Source organism: Flagellimonas sp. 2504JD4-2, from assembly GCF_053642935.1.
Genome location: NZ_JBSIOV010000005.1, coordinates 17,561 through 36,993 on the forward strand (window position 1 = coordinate 17,561; position 19,433 = coordinate 36,993).

Sequence of the window (19,433 nt, forward strand, 5' to 3'; positions counted from 1 at the left end):
CCAACAACTGAGCTTTAAATGCCTATGAAAAACATTCTTACTGTCCTTCTCTTAATCCTCTGGGGTCAATTGTATGCCCAAGAGCAAAAACTTTTATTCTTTCAGACAAATTGGGGCAACACGCTTTCCTGGGATGCATTTTGCGAAAGGGCAAAAACATCTGGTTTTGATGGAATTGATGTATGGTTGCCGGCAGCTCCCGAAAGTCAAGAAGCACTCAAAACCGCACTAAAAAAGCATGGTTTACTGCTCAATCTTATGCATGGGACCAACAAAAACATTCCTTTTGAGCAGAGCCTGAAGCAATTTGAAGAAAAACTTAAGGTTCTGGTGAAATGGAACCCGGTGTTAGTCAATTGCCATACGGGAAGTGACTTTTTCACCCTGAAACAGAATCAGGCCTTTATCGATGTTGCCAACAAAATTTCCAAAGAAAGTGGTATTCCTGTTTATCATGAGACCCATCGCGGACGTTTTAGCTATAATCTTCCAGACACCAAAAAATACCTTAGCGCAATTCCAGATTTAAAATTGACTTTGGACATCAGTCATTGGATGGTGGTTCATGAGTCGTTGCTCGAAGGGCAGACAAAGGATTTAGAGCAAGTTGTTGATCGCTCACATCACATTCATGCTAGGGTAGGTCATGCCGAGGGTCCTCAGGTGAACGACCCAGAAGCACCTGAATGGGAAAAAGCTTTGCAGAGGCATTTGGATATTTGGGAGCAAATCATCCGTAAACGTTGGGCAGAAGGACAACAGACCGTTACAATTACTTCAGAGTTTGGCCCGCCCACCTATTTACCGGCCCTTCCGTATACCCAGATTCCGGTGGCGGACCAGTGGAAAGCCAATGTATTCATCATGAACGTCCTGAAAAAAAGAATGGAAACTGAATAACCCCACACTATGGAAATCCTTAAGCAGTTTTTAGGTCGTTTGCACCCACTCCTTGTCCATTTGCCCATTGGTTTTATCATTTTAGGGCTATTGCTACAATGGTATGCCCGAAAGAAAAATACTTATCAAAAAATAATCGCACTCGTATTCCTTTGGGCTGGTATCTGCTCCATATTCACCTGTATAACCGGATATCTTCAATATTTGGGTGAGGGATATGCTTTTAACACGGTAAAATGGCATTTATGGCTGGGTATCGCCACAACGCTATTTTGTTTTTTGATGTATCTCAAGATTGCCGAAAAGTCATTTTTTGAACTTCCGAAACGATTTTCCATAAGGCCGCTTTCGTTGATTTTATTTGTTTTGGTTTCATTCACAGGGCATCTTGGTGGTGATATTACCCATGGCAAGGGCTATTTGATCGAACCTTTTCCCAACAGTGTAAAATCATTTTTCGGCGTTGCAACCTTTGAGGAAAAACCTATAACACTCCATGAGGAAAATTGGGAAACTTCGTTGTTTTATGAAGATGTGGTGCACCCAATTATCAATAACAAATGCGTAAGCTGTCACAATCCAAAGAAATCAAAAGGAGATCTGGAGCTACATTCCTTGGAAGCTATGTTGCGTGGTGGGGAACATGGGGAGGTTATCCTGCAAAACAATCCGGATGAAAGTGAATTATATTCAAGACTTATATTGCCCAAGGATGATGAGGACCATATGCCTCCGAAAGAAAAAACGCAATTGACCAAGGAAGAAATCGCTATCATAAAAACCTGGATAGCCAATGGCAATCCCTCCGAAACAACTATTGGTGAAATGGGATTGCCCAAGGAATTGTTTCTTTCATTTTTCCCTCAAAAAGAAAATAAATTCTATCCCGACACTACTATTGCAGCGGCTTCCATCGATTCCATAGCACAGATTAAAAAATTTGGAGTTCATGTGCAGCAAATTAGCAATACCTCCAACTTTTTAAGTGTTTCCTGTATCAATAAACCCGCTTTTGAAGACCATGACTTTAAGGTTTTCAATCCAATCAAAGAACAAATAGTGGTTTTAGATCTTGGTGGAACCCAGATAACTGATACTGTTTTTGAAAAACTGGTCTTGCTTCCACATTTGACCACTTTAAAACTCGATAATACTTCCATAACCGGCAACGGAATAGCCATTCTTGCCCAATTGGAGCATTTGAAATCGATAAATCTGACCCATTCCAATTTCGAGGATTCCAATATCCTATCCCTTGGTGAGTTCAAAAAATTGGAAAAAGTCTATTTGTACAACACCAAGGCAAGCAAAGAAGACACTAAGCGTCTTAGTAAAAGTGATTCCATTTTAGATTATGGCAACTACGAATTGCCAAAAATAGCGGCGGATTCCATTATTTACTGATTTTATTCCTCCAAATATGTTGAAAGCACTGGATGCGATGCAAACACCTTCAAAAATTTTGACTTTTGGTCCAAATCTAGGTTGTCAGCCAAATCCTTATTCGTGAAATCATACAACAGATAGGTATATACCGGTATCTTCACGCCCAAAAACTTCAAAAACCCCTCTTCATCACTTTTTATTTTGAAGTTCTCCAAACTGTCCTTCAACAAAGCCTTTAGTTCGTTATTGGTATATGCCAAAGGAAGATACTCCTGAAGTAAATCGATTACACTCTGATTTCCTGTCAAACCATTGTAGAATAAATGTGGTAGGAGCTTTTTTATAGCCTTGTCTGTTTTGCCCTTTCCATGATAAATTTTGGCATACATGACATCGGTATAAATGGCATTTGCAGACAGCTCATTACCACAAAAATGCTTGTAAGGATAGACTTTGTCAAAAAGATAGATATATTTCTCAGCCATTTTAAAATTCCCTTCCTCAAGAAAAATTTCGGCAAGGTGTTTCGCACTGCGGTTCTTATATAGGGCGTATTGCTCCATGATTCCACCGTACGCCTCATGCTCATCATAATCGGATAACATAATCCGCTGAAAAATGGACTTTGCTTCATCATCTTTTCCAAGATCCCGTAAAAGGCAAGCTTGATTAAAAATGGCCCTTGGCACCAATTCAGAGTTCGGATATTGCTCAACAAACCTTCCCAAACCTAAATAAGCAGTCATGTAATCCCCTTCGTAATATTTCTCCATAAGTTCGTCGTACCATTCCACCTCTTTTTTGGGATTATTGTTCTGAGAAATGCCGTGGAAACCGAAAAATAAGATCGCTAAAAGGAAAATTCTTTTCATAATGGTGAAATTTAGTTCAATTGAAATTCCAAAAACAATCAGAATAAATCCACCAGGAATGAGTGAAACGTGTGCCTAAATGAGTAACATAACAAACTGGGCAAGTCTTTGTGAATAATCACATTATTTCTAATGAATTGATGTATTCCGCTTGAAGAAATAAACTAAAACATCAAAACCGAAGCATTTTCCCTAATAATTCTCAGCGCCTTTGACATTTGATTTTCCACAGTTTTTATGGAGATTCCCATATCCATGGCTATTTCACGATATTTTCTTCGCTCCAGTTTGTTCATGATAAAAATCTCCTTGCATTTTGGTGGGAGTTTATCAATGAGTTCTTCCAGTTTGAGCAGTGTCGATTTTAAATAGGTATCGTCCTCCGTCTGTTCAAAATAACTATCATGAATGGTATCCCATCGGATTTTATCCAACAAATCGGGCTGTTTCTTTTGTTTTCTTAGCTGTTGCAGAAATTGGTTATGGCAAGATTTAAACAAATATCCTTTGATAGCGCCTTTAATGGTCAGTTTTTTCCTTTTCTCCCAAATTCGGACCATCACTTCTTGAACAATATCCTTGGATAAGTTCCTATCCCCACTCAGTTGAAAAATATAATTGCACAACCAATCGTAATGTTCGTGGAACAAATACTCATAAGCATGAATCTCTCCTTGCTTCAGCTTTTCAATAAGTTCTTGCTCATCCATGGTTTTGCATAAACTGGTTAAAAGTAAAAAAATAAAATAAATAGGGGTTTTTTGAACATCCTGCATCTTTATAACACAACCCTATGCAAAAATGCAAAACAAAGAAGCATTAATTGAGAAGTTTTTAGCCCGGACCATTTCGCCAAATGAGCGGAAAATTCTAAAAAAATGGGTGCTTAAGAAGCGTAAAAACCTTGAATTCTTCAAGCAGGAAATAAGAAAGCGCTCTAGAAATAGCCTTTACCATCATTTTGATGAAAGTGAGGCCTTTAGGAGATTCATGGCTACTGTGGAAAAGAAACAATCCAAAAAACAGTTCCCAAAAAGATTCTTGAAATATGCTGCCGTTTTTGTGGGGGTATTGTCGGTCGGATTTGTCGCTTATCAATCTTTGACCAATACAGAACATACGAATGCTGTAGTTCAAATTGAGGAGTCCAACGAAAACCAACAAAACAACGTAGTGATTTCGTTGGCTGATGGCACACAACAGATTATTACCGCTGATGGAGCTACAGAACTTGTTGATAAGGATGGAAACACCATCGCGAAGAAGCAAGCCCAAGGGTTGGACTTCAGTCTTGCTGATAATGAGCAGAGCCAGAACCTAATCTTCAATGAAGTTTACGTTCCTTACGGACAAACTTTTAACCTTACCCTTTCGGATGGAACCAAAGTTTGGTTGAACGCCGGAACCCGATTGAAGTTCCCACAAAATTTGAATGCAACTGCGCAAAACCGAATCGTTTATTTGGATGGAGAAGCTTATTTTGATGTTACCAGGGATGAAAAAAGGCCCTTTATAGTGAATGCCGAAAATCTTGATATCCAAGTATTGGGAACGCAATTCAATGTATCAGCATATAAATCGGATGGTAATATTGCCACTACCCTGGTTGAAGGTGCAGTAAACGTTTATGAAAACTCGAATCCAGACGCTAAAATCTTGTTGACACCAAGCTATCAGGCAGCTTTCAGCAAAGAACAAGGGACTCTGACCAAAAGAAAAGTGGATACTAGGATATACACAAGCTGGATGGAGAACAAGTTAATTATCGATAACCTTTCCTTCCAAGAGATTTTGGATAAATTGGAAAGAACGCACAATGTCTCCATCACAAACAATGCAAGGCATTTAAACAATGAAGTGTTCATAGGAGAATTTGAAAGAGAGGATATACAGACTATCTTGGGCACCATCGCCTCGAGTACCCCATTCACTTATAAAATTGAGAACAATGTAATTACCATTTCAAAATAAAAAGGGAAGGTGTTGCACCACCTTCCCGAATATCAGATCGCTAACATGGATTATTAACAATCAAACACTCAAAATTATGAAAAAAAGCATGGTTTGCAAGCCACCCTTTTCTGTGGTGTCATGCACAAAAATCAATCTTAAAATGAAGCTAAGTTTCCTGCTTACTTTCTTTATTATTTGTCAGCTCTCTGCGAGTGATGTCTATTCGCAGAAAAGGGTTCATTTTGACTTGGAAAATGTTCCTTTGAAAGAAGTGCTCAACGAAATAAAAAAACAGTCGGGCTTTAAATTTTTCTACAACGTAAAAGAAATAGACGATACCAAAAGAACATCTCTATCTGCTTCGGACGAAAAGATATTTGCGGTTTTGGACAGACTTTCGGCTAAGGAAAATCTTGAATATTCCATAAACGGAAATCAGATTGTCCTCAAAAAACAATCGTTGGACAATATGAAGTCTCACTCCAAGGATCAACAAGAAATCAGGGGTTCAGTAAAGGATGGTGATGGTAATCCCTTGCCAGGCGCTAATATTTTGGTCAAGGGAACCACAAATGGAGCCCAAGCTGATTTTGATGGAAATTTCACACTTGAGGTAGATGATTCAAACGCCACTCTTGTAGTTTCCTACCTTGGATTTAAGACTACCGAAATTGCTTTGAATGGCCAATCAAACATTGCCATTGTTCTTAAGGAAGATGCCGCCCAATTAGATGATGTCGTTGTGGTTGGATCCAGAAATCCAAATAGGACCGCAACCGAGACGACTGTTCCTGTTGACGTTATCGATGTGGCCACAATTGCAAATCAAGGGCCGCAGGTGAGCGTAAATCAGATTTTGAACTATGTCGCACCATCGTTTACCTCGCAATCACAGACCGTTTCGGATGGTACCGACCATATTGACCCTGCTTCCTTGCGTGGATTAGGTCCAGATCAGGTTTTGGTGTTGATCAATGGTAAAAGAAGACACAATACCGCCCTGATCAATGTAAATGGTACTGTAGGTGCTGGTAGCGTAGGTACCGATATGAACGCAATTCCTGCTGCTGCCATACAACGTATTGAAGTGTTGAGGGATGGAGCTGCGGCACAATATGGTTCGGATGCCATCGCAGGGGTCATCAACATCGTACTGAAAAAATCAACGGGAAAACTTGACCTTTCCTTGACCTCTGGTGCCAACTTTAGTGAAAACAGCAATCAGTTTGAAGGCGGTAGCGATGGTGAAAAATTTCAGTTGGATGCCAACTTCGGACTGCCTATTGGTGACCGAGGATACATCAATTTTACAGGATCACTTTCCACAAGGGAACCTGCATTGAGAAATAAGGACTATGCTGGAGATATTTTTCAGGGATTTCATGGAGCTGAGCGCATTTTTGCAGCTGGTGGAGGTACTGTTGCCGATATGACCCTGCAAGACTATGCCAATGCCGCACAGAGCATCACCTATTTAGATCAATCAGTCAAAGATCAAATAGTGGGCTTGAATCTGAATGATGATACCGATATTGCTACGTTCCGGGATTTATTGAGCTTTGATGCTGACGAAGATGAGCTTGCCGCCCGCGGACTTACCCGAAAGGATTTCAGATTCAAAGTGGGTACTTCCAGACTGAGGGAAGGTAAATTCTTTGCCAACATGTCGATTCCAGTTTCCGAATCAACCGAAATTTATGGTTTTGGAGGCATTAGCTATCGCCAAGGTTTGGCTTCCGGGTTCTATAGAAGACCCGCCCAGGGTGATGGTCGTGCCAACACTCCAGCCTTTCCAAATGGATTCTTGCCCAATATCGGAACCGATATCCTGGATCAGTCCCTTGCTGTTGGAATTCGTGGAAAAATCAATGAATGGGATGTCGATTTTTCAAATACTTATGGAAGAAATACTTTTGATATCACTGTTGGAAACTCCAGTAACGGAACCCTTGGTGTAGCTACTCCCCGCTCTTTCGATGCTGGCGGATTGGGCTTCACCCAAAATACCACAAATTTGGATTTTAGCAGATTCCATGAAGACATTTTTGAAGGCTTTAACGTAGCCTTCGGTGCTGAATACAAAGTAGAGAAATATGAAATTATTGCAGGAGAAGAATCGTCATACACCAGTTATGATATCAACGGCAACCCGGTCAACAGTGTCACTCCAGACGACCAATTGGTACGTAATAATTTTACGGGAGCACCTTTGGGAGGAGGAGCGCAGGTGTTCAGGGGCTACGATCCAGGGAATGCCACAGAAAAATTTAGAAACAATATCTCAATCTACGCCGATTTTGAAGCCGATTTTACTGAAAACTGGCTATTGAGCCTAGCGGGTAGGTATGAGAACTATTCTGATTTTGGAAGCACCTTTAATTACAAACTGGCCACAAGATTGAAACTATCTGAAAACTTGGCTTTAAGGGCTGCAAGTAGTTCAGGTTTCCGTGCCCCCTCGCTTCACCAGCAGTTCTTCAGTAGAACCAGTACAGTTTTTGTGGACAATGTTCCTTTTGAACAAGGTACTTTCACCAACGACAGTAGAGCGGCTTCCCTGATTGGGATTGACAAACTTAAAGAAGAGACCTCCAACAGTTTTAGCGCAGGATTGACAGGAACCTTTGGTCAATTTACCATAACCATAGATGGATATCTGATCAATATTGATGATCGTATTGTGTATAGTGGAAGCTTTGGTAACGGAGGTGACCCGGAGCTTACGGCAATTTTTGACGCTGCTGGAGCTACAAGTGCCCGCTTTTTTGTGAATGCAATCGATACCAAATCCACCGGTTTGGACGTCGTGATTTCACATAAGGCCTCCTTGGGAGATGCTACTATAAAGAATGACTTTGCAGCTAGCTTCAACAAAACTGAAGTAGAAGATATTTTTGTCCCCACGCTTATAGCCAACGCCGGCTTGAGTGGTTCCTTTTTTGATGGACAAGAAGAGGCTTTCTTGACCTTGGCGCAGCCGCGGGCCAAATTAAATTTGACCAATATGATCTCCTATGATTCGTGGGATTTCCTAATGAGAAATGTCTTTTTTGGAGAAGTTACCGATCCCGACGATTTTAACGGAGATGCTCGGGTAGAAGGTACAGAAGTAAGTGACGACGCCGTTTATGGAGGAAAATTGATTACGGACCTTACCGTGACAAAATCATTTTCAGAAAACTTGTCATTGACTGTAGGTGCCAACAACCTTTTTGATGTATATCCCGATGAAAATAGAGAAGGAGGAACCTCCGGAGATCAGTTTGTGTTCTCAAGACGTACTTCCCAATTCGGGTACAGTGGTCGTTACCTCTTCGCAAGATTACGTTTTAGTCTTTAATATTTCATACTGCTTGAATTATTTGAGTTTGGTTTATTGAAGAAACCCTCCTGCCACGGAGGGTTTTTTTTATGACCGTGAGACCGTTATCTTTAGAGCTTTGAATTCTCGTTCCCAAAATGGAAAAATCCAAAATTGTGGGCCTCATATTAGGCCCGATTGCATTTCTTATCCTTGTTAACCTCCCATGGCAAATGGTATCTGAAAAAGGCGACTCGGTAATCGCAGTGGCCGTATGGATGCTTATTTGGTGGATTACGGAGGCCGTTTCCATCTCGGTTACGGCATTATTGCCGCTGTTGCTTTTGCCCATTCTAAAAATATTGCCCATTGCGGAGGTGGGGGCCAACTATGGCAGTCCAATAGTGTTTCTCTTTTTTGGCGGATTTGTCATGGCCTTGGCCCTGGAAAAGGTCAATTTGCACAAACGCATCGCACTTAACATTATAAGATTGACGGGCACAACCCCCAACAAGGTTATCCTGGGTTTTATGATTGCAACCGCTTCGTTAAGCATGTGGATCAGCAATACGGCGAGTACCGTGGTAATGCTGCCCATAGCCTTATCGGTAATCAATCTGTTGATCAATGACGAAGACGGATTTACCAAGAATGACAGGAATTTTGCCCTTAGTGTAATGCTGGGGATAGCTTTTTCGGCCAACGCCGGGGGAATTGCAACAGTAATCGGAACTCCCCCAAACTCCGTCTTGATCGGGCTGTTGGAGAATGAATACAATACCGAGATATCATTTTTGAAATGGATGACCTTGGGTCTTCCCTTTTCAATCATTATGGTCACCATTTGCTATGTGGTGTTGGTAAAATGGATGTTTCCCAATCGTGATTTGAAGTTCAATGCATCCAAAGAGGTAATCGACACGGAGCTAAAAAAATTGGGACCGACTTCTGGAAAAGAAAAATTGGTATTGGCCATATTCGGTGTTACCGTTTTTCTATGGATTTTCCGTACCCTTATCAATGCTATTTTCCCTCAACTGGGCCTTACAGATACCATGATCAGTATTTTTGCCGCAGTTGCGCTGTTTTCTATTCCCTACAATCTTAAAAAGGGAGATTTTATTATTCATTGGAAGGACACATCGAGACTGGCCTGGGGTATTTTAATTCTTTTTGGTGGGGGACTTGCCCTGGCCAAGGGAATGTCCACTAGTGGAATTGTGGATATGGTCGCTGCTGCCATTGCGAGCAGTGACATCAGTATTTTGCTGACCGCTTCTTTGCTAATCCTCCTGATGCTCTTTATGACCGAATTGATGAGCAACGTGGCTTTGGTGGCCGTATTGGCTCCCGTTGTTGCCGGTATTGCCATAGGATTGAACATTCCTATCCTGTATCTATTGATTCCGGTGACCATTGCCAGCAGCTGTGCCTTTATGCTCCCCATGGCAACGCCGCCCAATGCCATTGTTTTTGCCAGCGGCTATGTAAAAATCGCCCAGATGGCCAGAGTTGGTATAATCTTGAACCTTATTGCAGTTGGACTGTTGATATTGGTTTTTCAGTTTGTGATACCATTTTTGTTCTAAAAAAATGGCCCCTCCAAATTGGAAGGGCCATTATCAAACTAACTAACTCAAAAAAAGTATGAAACTAACTTTACTGTATATACGGATCAAAACCCTCTGGTAGATATCCAGATGTGTCAAATCCGAGTTCTATATGGTCACATTCCTCCATATAATTGATTGCTTTCAATGAAAATTCGCCATTGTAAGGGTCAAAATTTTCAGGTAGATATAGCGATGTATCAAATCCCAGTTCCCAATTTTGATCCTCTTCGATAAACACTACTTTGTTGATATCGAATTCTTCTTTTGGCGATTCAAGTTCTTTAGGCTGCATTGCATGTGAAACCATGATAAAGGCCAAGCCTGATGCTATTCCTAGTTTAAAGTTTTTATAGTTCATAACCGTCGTTTTTTTAATTGTTATACAAAGGTAAAACCAGAATATGTGAAGTTTATTACAATTAGTTTTTTGTTAACGTAGGGGGGAAATCAGGTGAAAAATGAAGTCGGTAATTCTAGGTTTCAATTATTGAAAAACTAGCGATTCTGGAAGGCAAAACTTGTAGGATTGTTAGTATTAAAACGAATTTATTGCCATTTACACTTGGTCGAATTTTGTGTTATTTTTTTGTTAACTGCCTCAAATTGTGGTCCTGAGCACATAAATTAACATTAAGACAACAAAAAGCCCTCGATCGAGGGCTTTTCTAACTAACTAACTCAAAAATTTGTAAAATGAAAACTAAAACATCCTACCTAGTTTGCCCTTGTGTATGGGTCAAAACCTTCAGGGAGATACACTGAGGCATCAAACCCCAAATCTATATCTTCTTCCTCTATATAATTGATGGAAGCAACTTCCACTGAATCTTCGTATGGATCAAATCCTTCTGGCAGTAAATACTCACCGTTAAAGCCCAAATTAAGTTCAACTTCTTCCTCAATGTAAGGGATGGAATTCAAATCTATATATGCTTTGTAAGGCGAAAAACCCTCTGGCAAATAATCCTTGGTATCGAAACCTAAATCGGTATCCTCATCCTCCATATAGTTAATGGAGTGGACATCAACGATGTCGGTGTAGGGATCAAATCCCTCAGGTAAATATTCCGAGGTATTAAAATCTAGGTTTAACTCAGTTTCGTCTTCGATGTATATAATGGAATTCAAATCAAAATAGGTTTCGTAAGGGTTGAAGCCCTCGGGAAGGTAGTCGGAGGTATCAAACCCCAAATCTTCCAAAGATTCTTCTTCTACGAATTCTATGTCATTTAAATTCAGTTCAAACAACTCTTCACTATACAAGGCGTATAATTTTGAAGCTGCTTCTTTTACCTCAGCATTGATCTGCAATACTGTAAAATTGTTCTCAAACGTACCGGAGGATTCCAATCTGGTTTCTACAACAGAGACCGCCGTACTTTGTTGGTCGTTTGCTACAGCCGTACTACCTAAGAGTACGCAACCGTAAATCATTAATAACTTGTTCATTTTTGATTGAATTTTTTGATTGATGATGTATGCTTATAAGACTATCCAAATTCTAAATTGTTACAACTTTTTCATTTTTTTTAGGAAAAACGAATTACCCCTCAGCCCAACTATAGGTGGCGTTTCAACGGGAAACTCTAGTAAAATTAGACACTCCCGAAGGTTGGGGCATCTTTGGAAAAAATGGAGAGTTAATATTTATTTAACAGTCTCTTTTTATGTTTTTTAGGTTCTTTGGTAGCTATTGAACACATCAAACCAATATAAAATGATCAAAACGCTTCTTTCCAAAGTTTGTTTGGCGCTTTTTCTTCTAGCTGCCGTACAGACTTCAGATGCACAACTTTTTAAAAAGAAAAAGAAGAAGACCGAGCAAAAGGCGGAGGATAAACCCAAAAAAGGGGATATCAAACCTTATGAAAAGGTCATCACCAAAGATGCAAAAACCGATGAAGGTCTTTTTCAAGTTCATCAAGTGGATGACAAATATTTCTATGAGATTCCAGATTCCCTTTTTAATAGGGAAATGTTGATGGTCAGCCGAATTTCCAAAACCGCAACAGGTATTGGTTTTGGGGGAGGAAAAATCAACACCCAGGTACTACGTTGGGAAAAAAAGCCTAAAAAGGTATTGCTTAGGGTTGTTTCCTACGGAAATGTAGCAGCAGATTCGCTCCCTGTTCATGAAGCCGTGGTCAATTCTAATTTTGAACCGGTGCTTTTTGCCTTTGACATTAAAGCCTTCAACAAAAAAGATTCCTTGAATCCAGCAACAGTTATAGAGGTCGACCCTTTATTTAGCAAAGATGTAAAGGCACTTGGAATGCCGGATGGAAGAAGAAAACAGTTTAAAATAAGTCGCTTGGAGGGTGACCGAAGCTATATCGAATCCATCAAAAGTTATCCTTTAAATATTGAAGCACGGCATGTAAAAACTTATGCTGCGGGAACTCCCCCAAGTAATCAAAGCCTGGGTTCCATTTCCGTGGAAATCAACAACTCCATGATTCTTCTACCTAAAGAACCTATGAAACGTCGCTATTTTGATGAGCGTGTAGGTTGGTTTGCAAGGGGTCAGGTTGATTATGGCTTGGAGGCCCAAGAAAGTAAAATGGTACGTTACTTGGACCGCTGGCGACTTGAGGTCAAGGATGAGGACGTTGAGAAGTATAAGGCAGGCGAACTGGTAGAGCCCAAAAAGCAAATTGTTTATTATGTAGATCGTGCCACACCTGAAAAATGGGTTCCTTATATAAAGCAGGGAATAGAAGATTGGCAAGTTGCTTTTGAGGAGGCCGGGTTTAAAAATGCCATCATAGCAAAAGATCCTCCTTCGGAAGATGAGGACCCCGAATGGTCTCCAGAGGATGTTAGATATTCTGTGGTCCGCTATTTGGCTTCACCCATTCCCAATGCCAATGGTCCACACGTTAGTGATCCCCGTAGTGGTGAGATTTTGGAATCAGATATTAATTGGTACCATAATGTGATGACTTTGCTCCGTAACTGGTTCTTTGTACAAACAGCTGCCATCAATCCAGAAGCGCAGGGCGTTGCATTCAAGGATGAGATTATGGGTCGATTGATTCGTTTTGTATCGGCTCATGAAGTAGGACATACCCTCGGGCTTCCCCACAATATGGGAAGTAGTGTGGCTTATCCCGTTGACTCACTACGTTCCAAAAGTTTTACCCAAAAATATGGTACGGCACCTTCAATCATGGATTATGCGAGGTTCAACTATGTTGCCCAACCGGAGGATAAAGGTGTAGCTCTTATGCCAAATATTGGCATCTACGATAAACATGCCATTCGATGGGGGTACAAGCCTATTTTAAACACCAGTGCCGAAGATGAGAAACCTATATTAAATAGCTGGATCATAGCTCATGAAAATGACCCTAGGTACAGGTTTGGGCATCAGCAAGTAGGTGACATCCATGATCCTAGCTCCCAGACCGAAGATTTAGGAGATGATGCCATAAAAGCAAGTTTATATGGTATTGCCAACCTAAAACGCATTGTACCGAACCTAGCCAAATGGACAACCGAAGATGGAAAAGATTATGATGACCTTGGAACATTATATGGTCAGGTAGTTGCGCAGTACAGACGATATATGGGTCATGTATCCAATAATATTGGTGGTGTTTACGAATATTATAAGACAGCCGACCAAGAAGGAGCCGTCTATACCCATGTGGACAAAGACCATCAAAAAAATGCTATGGCCTTTATGCAAGAACAATTGTTCAAAACGCCAGAATGGCTTATCGATCATGAGATTTTCAATAAAACAGAATATTCTGGTTCGGTGGAACGACTGCGCTCCACACAAGTACGCTATTTGAACAACATCATGCATCTGGGAAAACTGGCTCGAATCATTGAGAATGAAACCGTAAATGGAAATGATGCTTATGGTCTATTGGAAATGATGCGTGATCTAAGAAGGGGTATATGGGCAGAAACCCGAAGTGGCAAGTCCATAGATACCTATCGAAGAAACCTCCAAAAGGCCCATATTGACCGATTGGAATATTTGATGACGGCTGAAAATCAGGGTAAATTATCGGATTTTGGAGGATATCGTAAATCCACAGTCGTAAATACCAGTCAATCGGATATTCGTTCCGTAGCCAGAGCGGAGCTCAATAATTTAAAAAGGGATATTAGGAATGGTCTTGGGCGGATTTCCGATACCATGAGCAGATACCACCTTCAAGACGCGTTGGAGCGTATTGATAGGATTTTGGATCCAAAATAGTTTCCTATATGTAGGAACTTACACTGAAAAATGGCCTTTTTTGGTTAAACTGTGCGTTTTGTCGATTATACCATACATTTCGTCCAGTTCACATCTAAAAAAGGTCATTTCACAACATATGATGGGTAAGTGCTCTTGCTTTCCCTATTTTAGTAATCCCAAATCTCAAAATCATGACCTACAAAATCAAGAGCTTCCTCTATTTTTTATGCTTTGCAATCGCCGCCTATATTTACAACAACATTGAACAAGCAGATAAAAGGTTCCAAGATCAGGTAAACACCTCTTCCATAGTTGAAACTGATTTCGAAGATGTTGACAAGCTCCAGGAGATACCAGAAAATCCTGAAATTGATTTAGAGTAGCACCCAAAGATCCCATGTGTTAAATGCTTCATAAATGATGATATGGTAGTTAAACCATAGTACGCAAGTACTGTCCAACAACCAAATCATTAAAATTTAAACATATGAAGCAGATAGCAGTATTGTTGGTCTTAATGACCACTATGAATGTTGTGGCACAAAAGTACACGCAGACCAGAAAGGGATCAAAAATGGATTTGACAGCCGTGCAAATGGCCACCTTAAAGACAAAAAAAATGACCTTGGCCCTTGACCTGACCAAAGCGCAGCAAGAAAAGGTAATGGACATTAATCTGGAACAGGCAGAATTTCGAAAATTGAGATTTGAAGAGATTCGGTCCAGAAAAGAAAGTGGCGAATGGAAAAAGCCCACATCTGATGAGCGGTATGAACTGGAGAATGCTCGATTGGACCGTCAAATTGCCCATCAGCAAAAAATGAAGGAGGTATTGACCAAAGATCAATATCAAACTTGGAAAGAATTGAAAATGAAAATAGGATTGAACGGCAAAAAGAAAATGCAGGAGAAGGGAAGAAGAGGATAGTGTTTTTTGTTGATTTTAGAAGCCACGCCTGCCATGGACGTGGCTTCTTTTTTTGCCCCAATCCCAGTTTCCTATAAAACGAAAATCGTATTTTGGAATTTATATTCTTAATACAATTTTATGAATCTCAATCAGGTTACGGTTCCTTCCCTAAACGTTGAAAATAGCATTACCTTTTATAACACCTTGGGCCTACAGCTAATTGTAAAGGCACTTCCCCACTATGCCCGTTTTGTTTGTCCGGATGGTAACAGTACGTTTTCAGTGCATTTGGTGGAAGAATTGCCAAAAGGAGAGGGTATTTCCGTTTATTTCGAATGTTCAGATCTCGATGAGAAGGTAGCATTCCTTCAAGCGAGAGGTATTGATTTTTATGAACCCCCTGCCGATCGTACATGGTTATGGAGAGAAGCAAGGCTTCAAGATCCTGATAACAATCACCTGATTTTATTTTTCGCCGGAGAAAATAGGTTAAATCCTCCGTGGCGCATCAATTGATTTTCTTTCCCAAGTTTTGGAATCCAAATGGGTTTAAAAAGGAATATCTTTAATCAACATGAAAAACCTAATCGAACAAGTAAGACAGTTTACTGTGGTTCCTCACCAATTGGAGTCTAGAATGGCTAGCGCCTTTACCAAAATCGTAGTCCCCAAAAATGACAAACTTGTTGAGGAAGGTAAGTACTGCAAGCAATACTACTTTATAGATAAAGGTATTTTTCGTTCGTATTATCTAAACAAGGGAAAGGAAAGGACCTATTGGTTTTATTCAGAAAAGGATTTTTTCACATCATGGTATAGTTTTTATGCCAATCAACCTAGTTTTGAATCTATTGAAGCGGTTGAGTACAGCGAAATATTTACAATATCAAAAAGTCAATTCCAAGAATTGATCGATGATTTTCGCGAATTTGAAAAATTTGCACGCTGCTTTGTAGAGCAACAGTACGCATTAATGGATTTTGTCATTAAAAACTTTCAAGACCTTTCGGCCAAAGAAAAATACGAGCTTACCATGCGAGAGATGCCCGGATTGGAACAACGGGCCAAACTCGGGCATATTGCTTCTTTTTTGGGAATGTCGCAGGAGACCCTAAGCCGTTTAAGGACCCAAAAGTGATTTTTTGATATAGGTCAAAAAGTTATCCATTCCTCTGATTTATTTTTGTCCCATAAAGCTGGAACAATGCATAATCTTAAATTATTTGTCATAAGTCTAGTGGTGATAGTTACACTTGCAGGGATTCCCCATTTGGTGGCAGAGCAAACCAAGCCAGAGTCCAAGGAAGTGTTAACAACAACCCCGCAAAAGACCCTACAACAACCTGATCAGGTTGAAAAGGAGAACAACAATGTTTTATTGGGTAAATGGAAGGTAACCTATGACCCAGGAGAATTCAAAGGTGCCGCAATCAACAAAATATCGGAACATAATGGAAAGATCACTGGTGTCACGGTTGCTTATATGGACGAATATGGCAATGTGGAAGAAGCCAATGACATTATCTTGGAAATAACCGCTGAAAAAACTGAGCTTTATAAAGGAGTCTATAGATTGGATTATGAAGGTGAGAGTTATAAAGTCCCCTGTAAAATTCAATTGGTTTCTGAAACACAGCTACGATTGAGCTATGACTATTACGGTTATGCCGACACCGAAATTTGGAACAAAATACCTTGACAAATGATTGAATTTTTATCCAAAGAGCTCAACTGGATCGACGTTGAATACTGGTTCTCCGTCCTTAATGATTGGAGTCTTATTTATATCATCATCCCCTTCTTTTTGGTAGAATTGATTCGATATACGATTCTTAAAAGGCTCACTATGGATGTTGTTTTTGACTCTATTGCCAATGTTATCACATTTGTTGGTTTTGTATTGATAGAATACATCTTGGGGCTTCTTTTGATCACCAAAGTATATTTTTGGGTCTATGAGCATCTAAGTCTGCCGCATCTGCCCCTTAGCTGGGCTACCATTATTTGTTGTGTTTTATTGGCAGATTTCGCCTACTATTGGGAACATCGGATGACACATAGGGTAAGTTTGGGTTGGGCGACCCATACGGTTCACCACAGTTCAAAGCACTTCAATATGTCGGTTGCTTACCGGTTTGGACCCTTGGATGCCGTTTTTCCAATTTTGTTTTCCATACCTATAGTGATGTTGGGGTTTGATCCCATTCTGGTATTGTTGTCGGAGGTTTTTGTCCAGGTTTTCCAAACTTTGTTGCATACCGAAGTCATTAAAAAACTTCCAAGACCAATTGAGTATATCTTCAATACTCCATCGCATCATAGAGTGCATCATGGATCAAATCGTCAATATTGGGATAAGAATTATGCGGGTATCCTGATTATTTGGGACAGAATGTTGGGAACCTTTGAACCTGAGGTCGAAAAAGTAAGGTATGGCATCAATAAACCCCTAAATTCCAACAACCCAATTAAAGTGTTTTTCCATGGTTTGCAGCGTTTGTTCAACAAGGTTTCGGACACTCCAGGTTTTATCAATAAATTGAAGGTATTGATCATGCCACCCGATTGGCAACCCAAAACATCTAAATGAAAATGAACAATTTTGTTTGGACGGATTTATCAACTTTCGACCTTGAGGTTTCCAAAATATTTTATTCGGAAGTTTTTGGTTGGAATTATCAGCAAATAGATACAGATTACCATTATGCTTACAAAGCAAATAAGGAAACATCGGGTCTCTATTTAATGCCCAAGACTTTTGTAGACATGGGTATGCCTTCTTTTTGGATGCCCTACATACAAGTGGACAGCGTTTCAGAAGCTGTTTCAAAGGCCAAAACCCTTGACGGGCGTGTCGAGTTGACCGAATCTATGGGCGGTTTTGGATCCGTAGCCCTGATCAGAGATCCCTCTGGCGCCGGTTTTACCGTTTATGATGGAAATCAATTAAACGCTAGAACCGTGGATAGTGAAGGTACCATGGTTTGGAATGAACTTTTTGTTTCGGATATAAAGTTGGTGTTGGATTTCTACTCCCATCTTTTTGATTGGACCATGGAAGAGACCGAACACAAGAGGTTGTTGGTTCACAATAATGTAGGTGAAAACATAGCAGCTATTCAACAGCTGGATAATGAGATCAAAGGAAAACATGAATATTGGGCGGTGTTTTTCAAGGTAGCGAACATTGATTCAACCATTTCCAAGGTTTTGGAATTGGGCGGCAAGTTGATTTATCAAGATAATCATTCTGCACTGTTGACCGATGCCTTTGGCGCTATGTTTCAGGTAGTCGAGAACTAGTTTCATGCATTAATTCGACTTAGCCAAAACCATTTTAACATTTTGGGGCGTATATAATATAACACCCATAAGGGCTGTCTTAATCCTAAAATGATAAAAATGAAAGTAGACTATCTGATTTCGGCCCTAACCTATCTATTAACTATATTCTTTTGCTCAGCCCAAGATGAAAATCTTCACGCTTGGAATGGGAATGATTTTGAACCTGGAGAACAGGTCTATGTGTTTGGCAACAATGTAAAATTGCGTAGCGCCCCAAAAATGGAATCTGAAGTATTGGAGTTCCTGAAAATTGGGGAGTGGATCCAAATTTTGGAAAAAACGGAATTTTCATGGCCCTATAGAGGTTATGATTCCTTTTTCTACAAGGTAAAATATGATGATAAAACAGGATATATTCTGGCTGGCTTATTGTCCGTTGAAAAGAAAACCTTGAATGGAATGGATTTCTTTTTCGCCTTTTCCAAAGAAGGTGACCGTAATTTCTTAAATATCAGAAATGTGATTGGCGGGGAATACCACGAGCAAAAAATTGCCCTGTCCCATACCAATATTACCATCCGCACCCTCAATAATGGTAAGGGTGTTCCCAATCTGGATGGAATTTTATATGTTGATTACATTGCGGAGGCTTGTGGTGTAGAGGGCGGCGGCGTTTATCTTTTTGCCAATGCCAATGGACTTACTAAAGTTGCGGAGCTCTCTGAAGTTTCCGATGCAGGGGTATTTTACCGTTCTGAGCGTTTTATCTTCCCAGATGATCAAGGTGGTATTCCAGGAAAAATATTCTTCAAAAAAGAACAAGGAGAAAACTTGGATGAAGCCTCACTTTGGACCAGGACCTTTGTCGAGACCCGTCAATTGAGCTGGGAGAATGGCAAGTTGATTCCGGATTATCAACAGAAAGTAGCGAATTAAAAAAGGGACCCTTCTATATAAATTACTTGAAGGGTTCCATCTTTTGATATTATTATCTGCTATTTTACCGATATATTAA

General features: G+C 40.2%; 18 protein-coding genes. 14 read left to right on the forward strand and 4 right to left on the reverse strand.

Features of this window, described 5'->3' with window-relative positions:
• Nucleotides 1–24: 24 nt before the first annotated feature.
• Nucleotides 25–900 (forward strand): sugar phosphate isomerase/epimerase family protein, encoded by an 876-nt coding sequence (locus ACULLH_RS16990; protein ID WP_454089952.1) that lies wholly within the window; start codon nucleotides 25–27, stop codon nucleotides 898–900.
• Between the two features lie 9 nt (nucleotides 901–909).
• Nucleotides 910–2,304 carry a c-type cytochrome domain-containing protein gene (locus tag ACULLH_RS16995; RefSeq protein ID WP_454089953.1) on the forward strand — a complete coding sequence of 465 codons (1,395 nt, stop codon included), beginning with the start codon at nucleotides 910–912 and terminating at the stop codon, nucleotides 2,302–2,304.
• Nucleotides 2,305–2,306: 2 nt separating this feature from the next.
• On the opposite strand, the gene ACULLH_RS17000 is transcribed toward ACULLH_RS16995, so the two are convergent.
• Entirely contained in the window at nucleotides 2,307–3,158 is an 852-nt protein-coding gene (locus ACULLH_RS17000) for a tetratricopeptide repeat protein (RefSeq protein WP_454089954.1), read from the reverse strand.
• A gap of 164 nt (nucleotides 3,159–3,322) precedes the next feature.
• On the reverse strand, nucleotides 3,323–3,868 hold the full coding sequence (locus tag ACULLH_RS17005) for an RNA polymerase sigma factor (RefSeq protein ID WP_454089955.1): 546 nt from the start codon (nucleotides 3,866–3,868) through the stop codon (nucleotides 3,323–3,325).
• A gap of 91 nt (nucleotides 3,869–3,959) precedes the next feature.
• Between ACULLH_RS17005 and ACULLH_RS17010 the strand changes: the two genes are divergently transcribed.
• The 3 genes from ACULLH_RS17010 to ACULLH_RS17020 all read left to right on the forward strand — a co-directional run bounded on the left by ACULLH_RS17010 (nucleotide 3,960) and on the right by ACULLH_RS17020 (nucleotide 10,001).
• Nucleotides 3,960–5,129, forward strand: a complete 1,170-nt coding sequence (locus ACULLH_RS17010; protein WP_454089956.1) for a FecR family protein — start codon at nucleotides 3,960–3,962, stop codon at nucleotides 5,127–5,129.
• 142 nt (nucleotides 5,130–5,271) lie between these two features.
• Entirely contained in the window at nucleotides 5,272–8,451 is a 3,180-nt protein-coding gene (locus ACULLH_RS17015) for a TonB-dependent receptor domain-containing protein (RefSeq protein WP_454089957.1), read from the forward strand.
• Between the two features lie 119 nt (nucleotides 8,452–8,570).
• Entirely contained in the window at nucleotides 8,571–10,001 is a 1,431-nt protein-coding gene (locus ACULLH_RS17020; RefSeq protein WP_454089958.1) for an SLC13 family permease, read from the forward strand.
• A gap of 70 nt (nucleotides 10,002–10,071) precedes the next feature.
• Here ACULLH_RS17020 and ACULLH_RS17025 read toward each other — a convergent pair whose 3' ends face one another.
• Together ACULLH_RS17025 and ACULLH_RS17030 are read right to left on the reverse strand one after the other, a co-directional pair.
• The gene (locus ACULLH_RS17025; protein ID WP_454089959.1) at nucleotides 10,072–10,383 is read right to left on the reverse strand and encodes a hypothetical protein; all 312 of its coding nucleotides are present in this window, start codon (nucleotides 10,381–10,383) and stop codon (nucleotides 10,072–10,074) included.
• A gap of 356 nt (nucleotides 10,384–10,739) precedes the next feature.
• Nucleotides 10,740–11,474, reverse strand: a complete 735-nt coding sequence (locus ACULLH_RS17030) for a hypothetical protein (protein ID WP_454089960.1) — start codon at nucleotides 11,472–11,474, stop codon at nucleotides 10,740–10,742.
• 268 nt (nucleotides 11,475–11,742) lie between these two features.
• Between ACULLH_RS17030 and ACULLH_RS17035 the strand changes: the two genes are divergently transcribed.
• From ACULLH_RS17035 to ACULLH_RS17075, 9 genes are all read left to right on the forward strand, one after another.
• The gene (locus ACULLH_RS17035) at nucleotides 11,743–14,241 is read left to right on the forward strand and encodes a zinc-dependent metalloprotease (protein WP_454089961.1); all 2,499 of its coding nucleotides are present in this window, start codon (nucleotides 11,743–11,745) and stop codon (nucleotides 14,239–14,241) included.
• Between the two features lie 173 nt (nucleotides 14,242–14,414).
• Entirely contained in the window at nucleotides 14,415–14,606 is a 192-nt protein-coding gene (locus ACULLH_RS17040; protein ID WP_454089962.1) for a hypothetical protein, read from the forward strand.
• Between the two features lie 104 nt (nucleotides 14,607–14,710).
• Nucleotides 14,711–15,151, forward strand: coding sequence for a hypothetical protein (locus tag ACULLH_RS17045; RefSeq protein WP_454089963.1), 441 nt, complete (start codon nucleotides 14,711–14,713; stop codon nucleotides 15,149–15,151).
• A 120-nt stretch (nucleotides 15,152–15,271) separates the two neighbouring features.
• Nucleotides 15,272–15,649 (forward strand): VOC family protein, encoded by a 378-nt coding sequence (locus tag ACULLH_RS17050; RefSeq protein WP_454089964.1) that lies wholly within the window; start codon nucleotides 15,272–15,274, stop codon nucleotides 15,647–15,649.
• Between the two features lie 58 nt (nucleotides 15,650–15,707).
• A complete protein-coding gene (locus tag ACULLH_RS17055) occupies nucleotides 15,708–16,271 on the forward strand; it encodes a Crp/Fnr family transcriptional regulator (protein ID WP_454089965.1) in 564 nt (187 codons plus the stop codon).
• 66 nt (nucleotides 16,272–16,337) lie between these two features.
• Nucleotides 16,338–16,832, forward strand: a complete 495-nt coding sequence (locus ACULLH_RS17060; RefSeq protein ID WP_454089966.1) for a hypothetical protein — start codon at nucleotides 16,338–16,340, stop codon at nucleotides 16,830–16,832.
• Nucleotides 16,833–16,835: 3 nt separating this feature from the next.
• Nucleotides 16,836–17,723 (forward strand): sterol desaturase family protein, encoded by an 888-nt coding sequence (locus ACULLH_RS17065; protein WP_454089967.1) that lies wholly within the window; start codon nucleotides 16,836–16,838, stop codon nucleotides 17,721–17,723.
• A gap of 2 nt (nucleotides 17,724–17,725) precedes the next feature.
• Nucleotides 17,726–18,436, forward strand: a complete 711-nt coding sequence (locus ACULLH_RS17070) for a VOC family protein (RefSeq protein ID WP_454089968.1) — start codon at nucleotides 17,726–17,728, stop codon at nucleotides 18,434–18,436.
• Nucleotides 18,437–18,535: 99 nt separating this feature from the next.
• On the forward strand, nucleotides 18,536–19,354 hold the full coding sequence (locus ACULLH_RS17075; RefSeq protein ID WP_454089969.1) for an SH3 domain-containing protein: 819 nt from the start codon (nucleotides 18,536–18,538) through the stop codon (nucleotides 19,352–19,354).
• The last annotated feature ends 79 nt before the right edge of the window (nucleotides 19,355–19,433 follow it).

Bases quoted from the DNA above. Each gene is read 5' to 3' on its own strand.
- ACULLH_RS17010 (WP_454089956.1), top strand. From the start codon at position 3,960: ATGCAAAACAAAGAAGCATTAATTGAGAAGTTTTTAGCCCGGACCATT.
- ACULLH_RS17040 (WP_454089962.1), top strand. From the start codon at position 14,415: ATGACCTACAAAATCAAGAGCTTCCTCTATTTTTTATGCTTTGCAATC.
- ACULLH_RS16995 (WP_454089953.1), top strand. From the start codon at position 910: ATGGAAATCCTTAAGCAGTTTTTAGGTCGTTTGCACCCACTCCTTGTC.
- ACULLH_RS17045 (WP_454089963.1), top strand. From the start codon at position 14,711: ATGAAGCAGATAGCAGTATTGTTGGTCTTAATGACCACTATGAATGTT.
- ACULLH_RS17055 (WP_454089965.1), top strand. From the start codon at position 15,708: ATGAAAAACCTAATCGAACAAGTAAGACAGTTTACTGTGGTTCCTCAC.
- ACULLH_RS17015 (WP_454089957.1), top strand. From the start codon at position 5,272: ATGAAGCTAAGTTTCCTGCTTACTTTCTTTATTATTTGTCAGCTCTCT.
- ACULLH_RS17035 (WP_454089961.1), top strand. From the start codon at position 11,743: ATGATCAAAACGCTTCTTTCCAAAGTTTGTTTGGCGCTTTTTCTTCTA.
- ACULLH_RS17005 (WP_454089955.1), bottom strand. From the start codon at position 3,868: ATGGATGAGCAAGAACTTATTGAAAAGCTGAAGCAAGGAGAGATTCAT.
- ACULLH_RS17070 (WP_454089968.1), top strand. From the start codon at position 17,726: ATGAACAATTTTGTTTGGACGGATTTATCAACTTTCGACCTTGAGGTT.
- ACULLH_RS17000 (WP_454089954.1), bottom strand. From the start codon at position 3,158: ATGAAAAGAATTTTCCTTTTAGCGATCTTATTTTTCGGTTTCCACGGC.
- ACULLH_RS17020 (WP_454089958.1), top strand. From the start codon at position 8,571: ATGGAAAAATCCAAAATTGTGGGCCTCATATTAGGCCCGATTGCATTT.
- ACULLH_RS17030 (WP_454089960.1), bottom strand. From the start codon at position 11,474: ATGAACAAGTTATTAATGATTTACGGTTGCGTACTCTTAGGTAGTACG.
- ACULLH_RS17050 (WP_454089964.1), top strand. From the start codon at position 15,272: ATGAATCTCAATCAGGTTACGGTTCCTTCCCTAAACGTTGAAAATAGC.
- ACULLH_RS17060 (WP_454089966.1), top strand. From the start codon at position 16,338: ATGCATAATCTTAAATTATTTGTCATAAGTCTAGTGGTGATAGTTACA.
- ACULLH_RS17025 (WP_454089959.1), bottom strand. From the start codon at position 10,383: ATGAACTATAAAAACTTTAAACTAGGAATAGCATCAGGCTTGGCCTTT.
- ACULLH_RS17075 (WP_454089969.1), top strand. From the start codon at position 18,536: ATGAAAGTAGACTATCTGATTTCGGCCCTAACCTATCTATTAACTATA.
- ACULLH_RS16990 (WP_454089952.1), top strand. From the start codon at position 25: ATGAAAAACATTCTTACTGTCCTTCTCTTAATCCTCTGGGGTCAATTG.
- ACULLH_RS17065 (WP_454089967.1), top strand. From the start codon at position 16,836: ATGATTGAATTTTTATCCAAAGAGCTCAACTGGATCGACGTTGAATAC.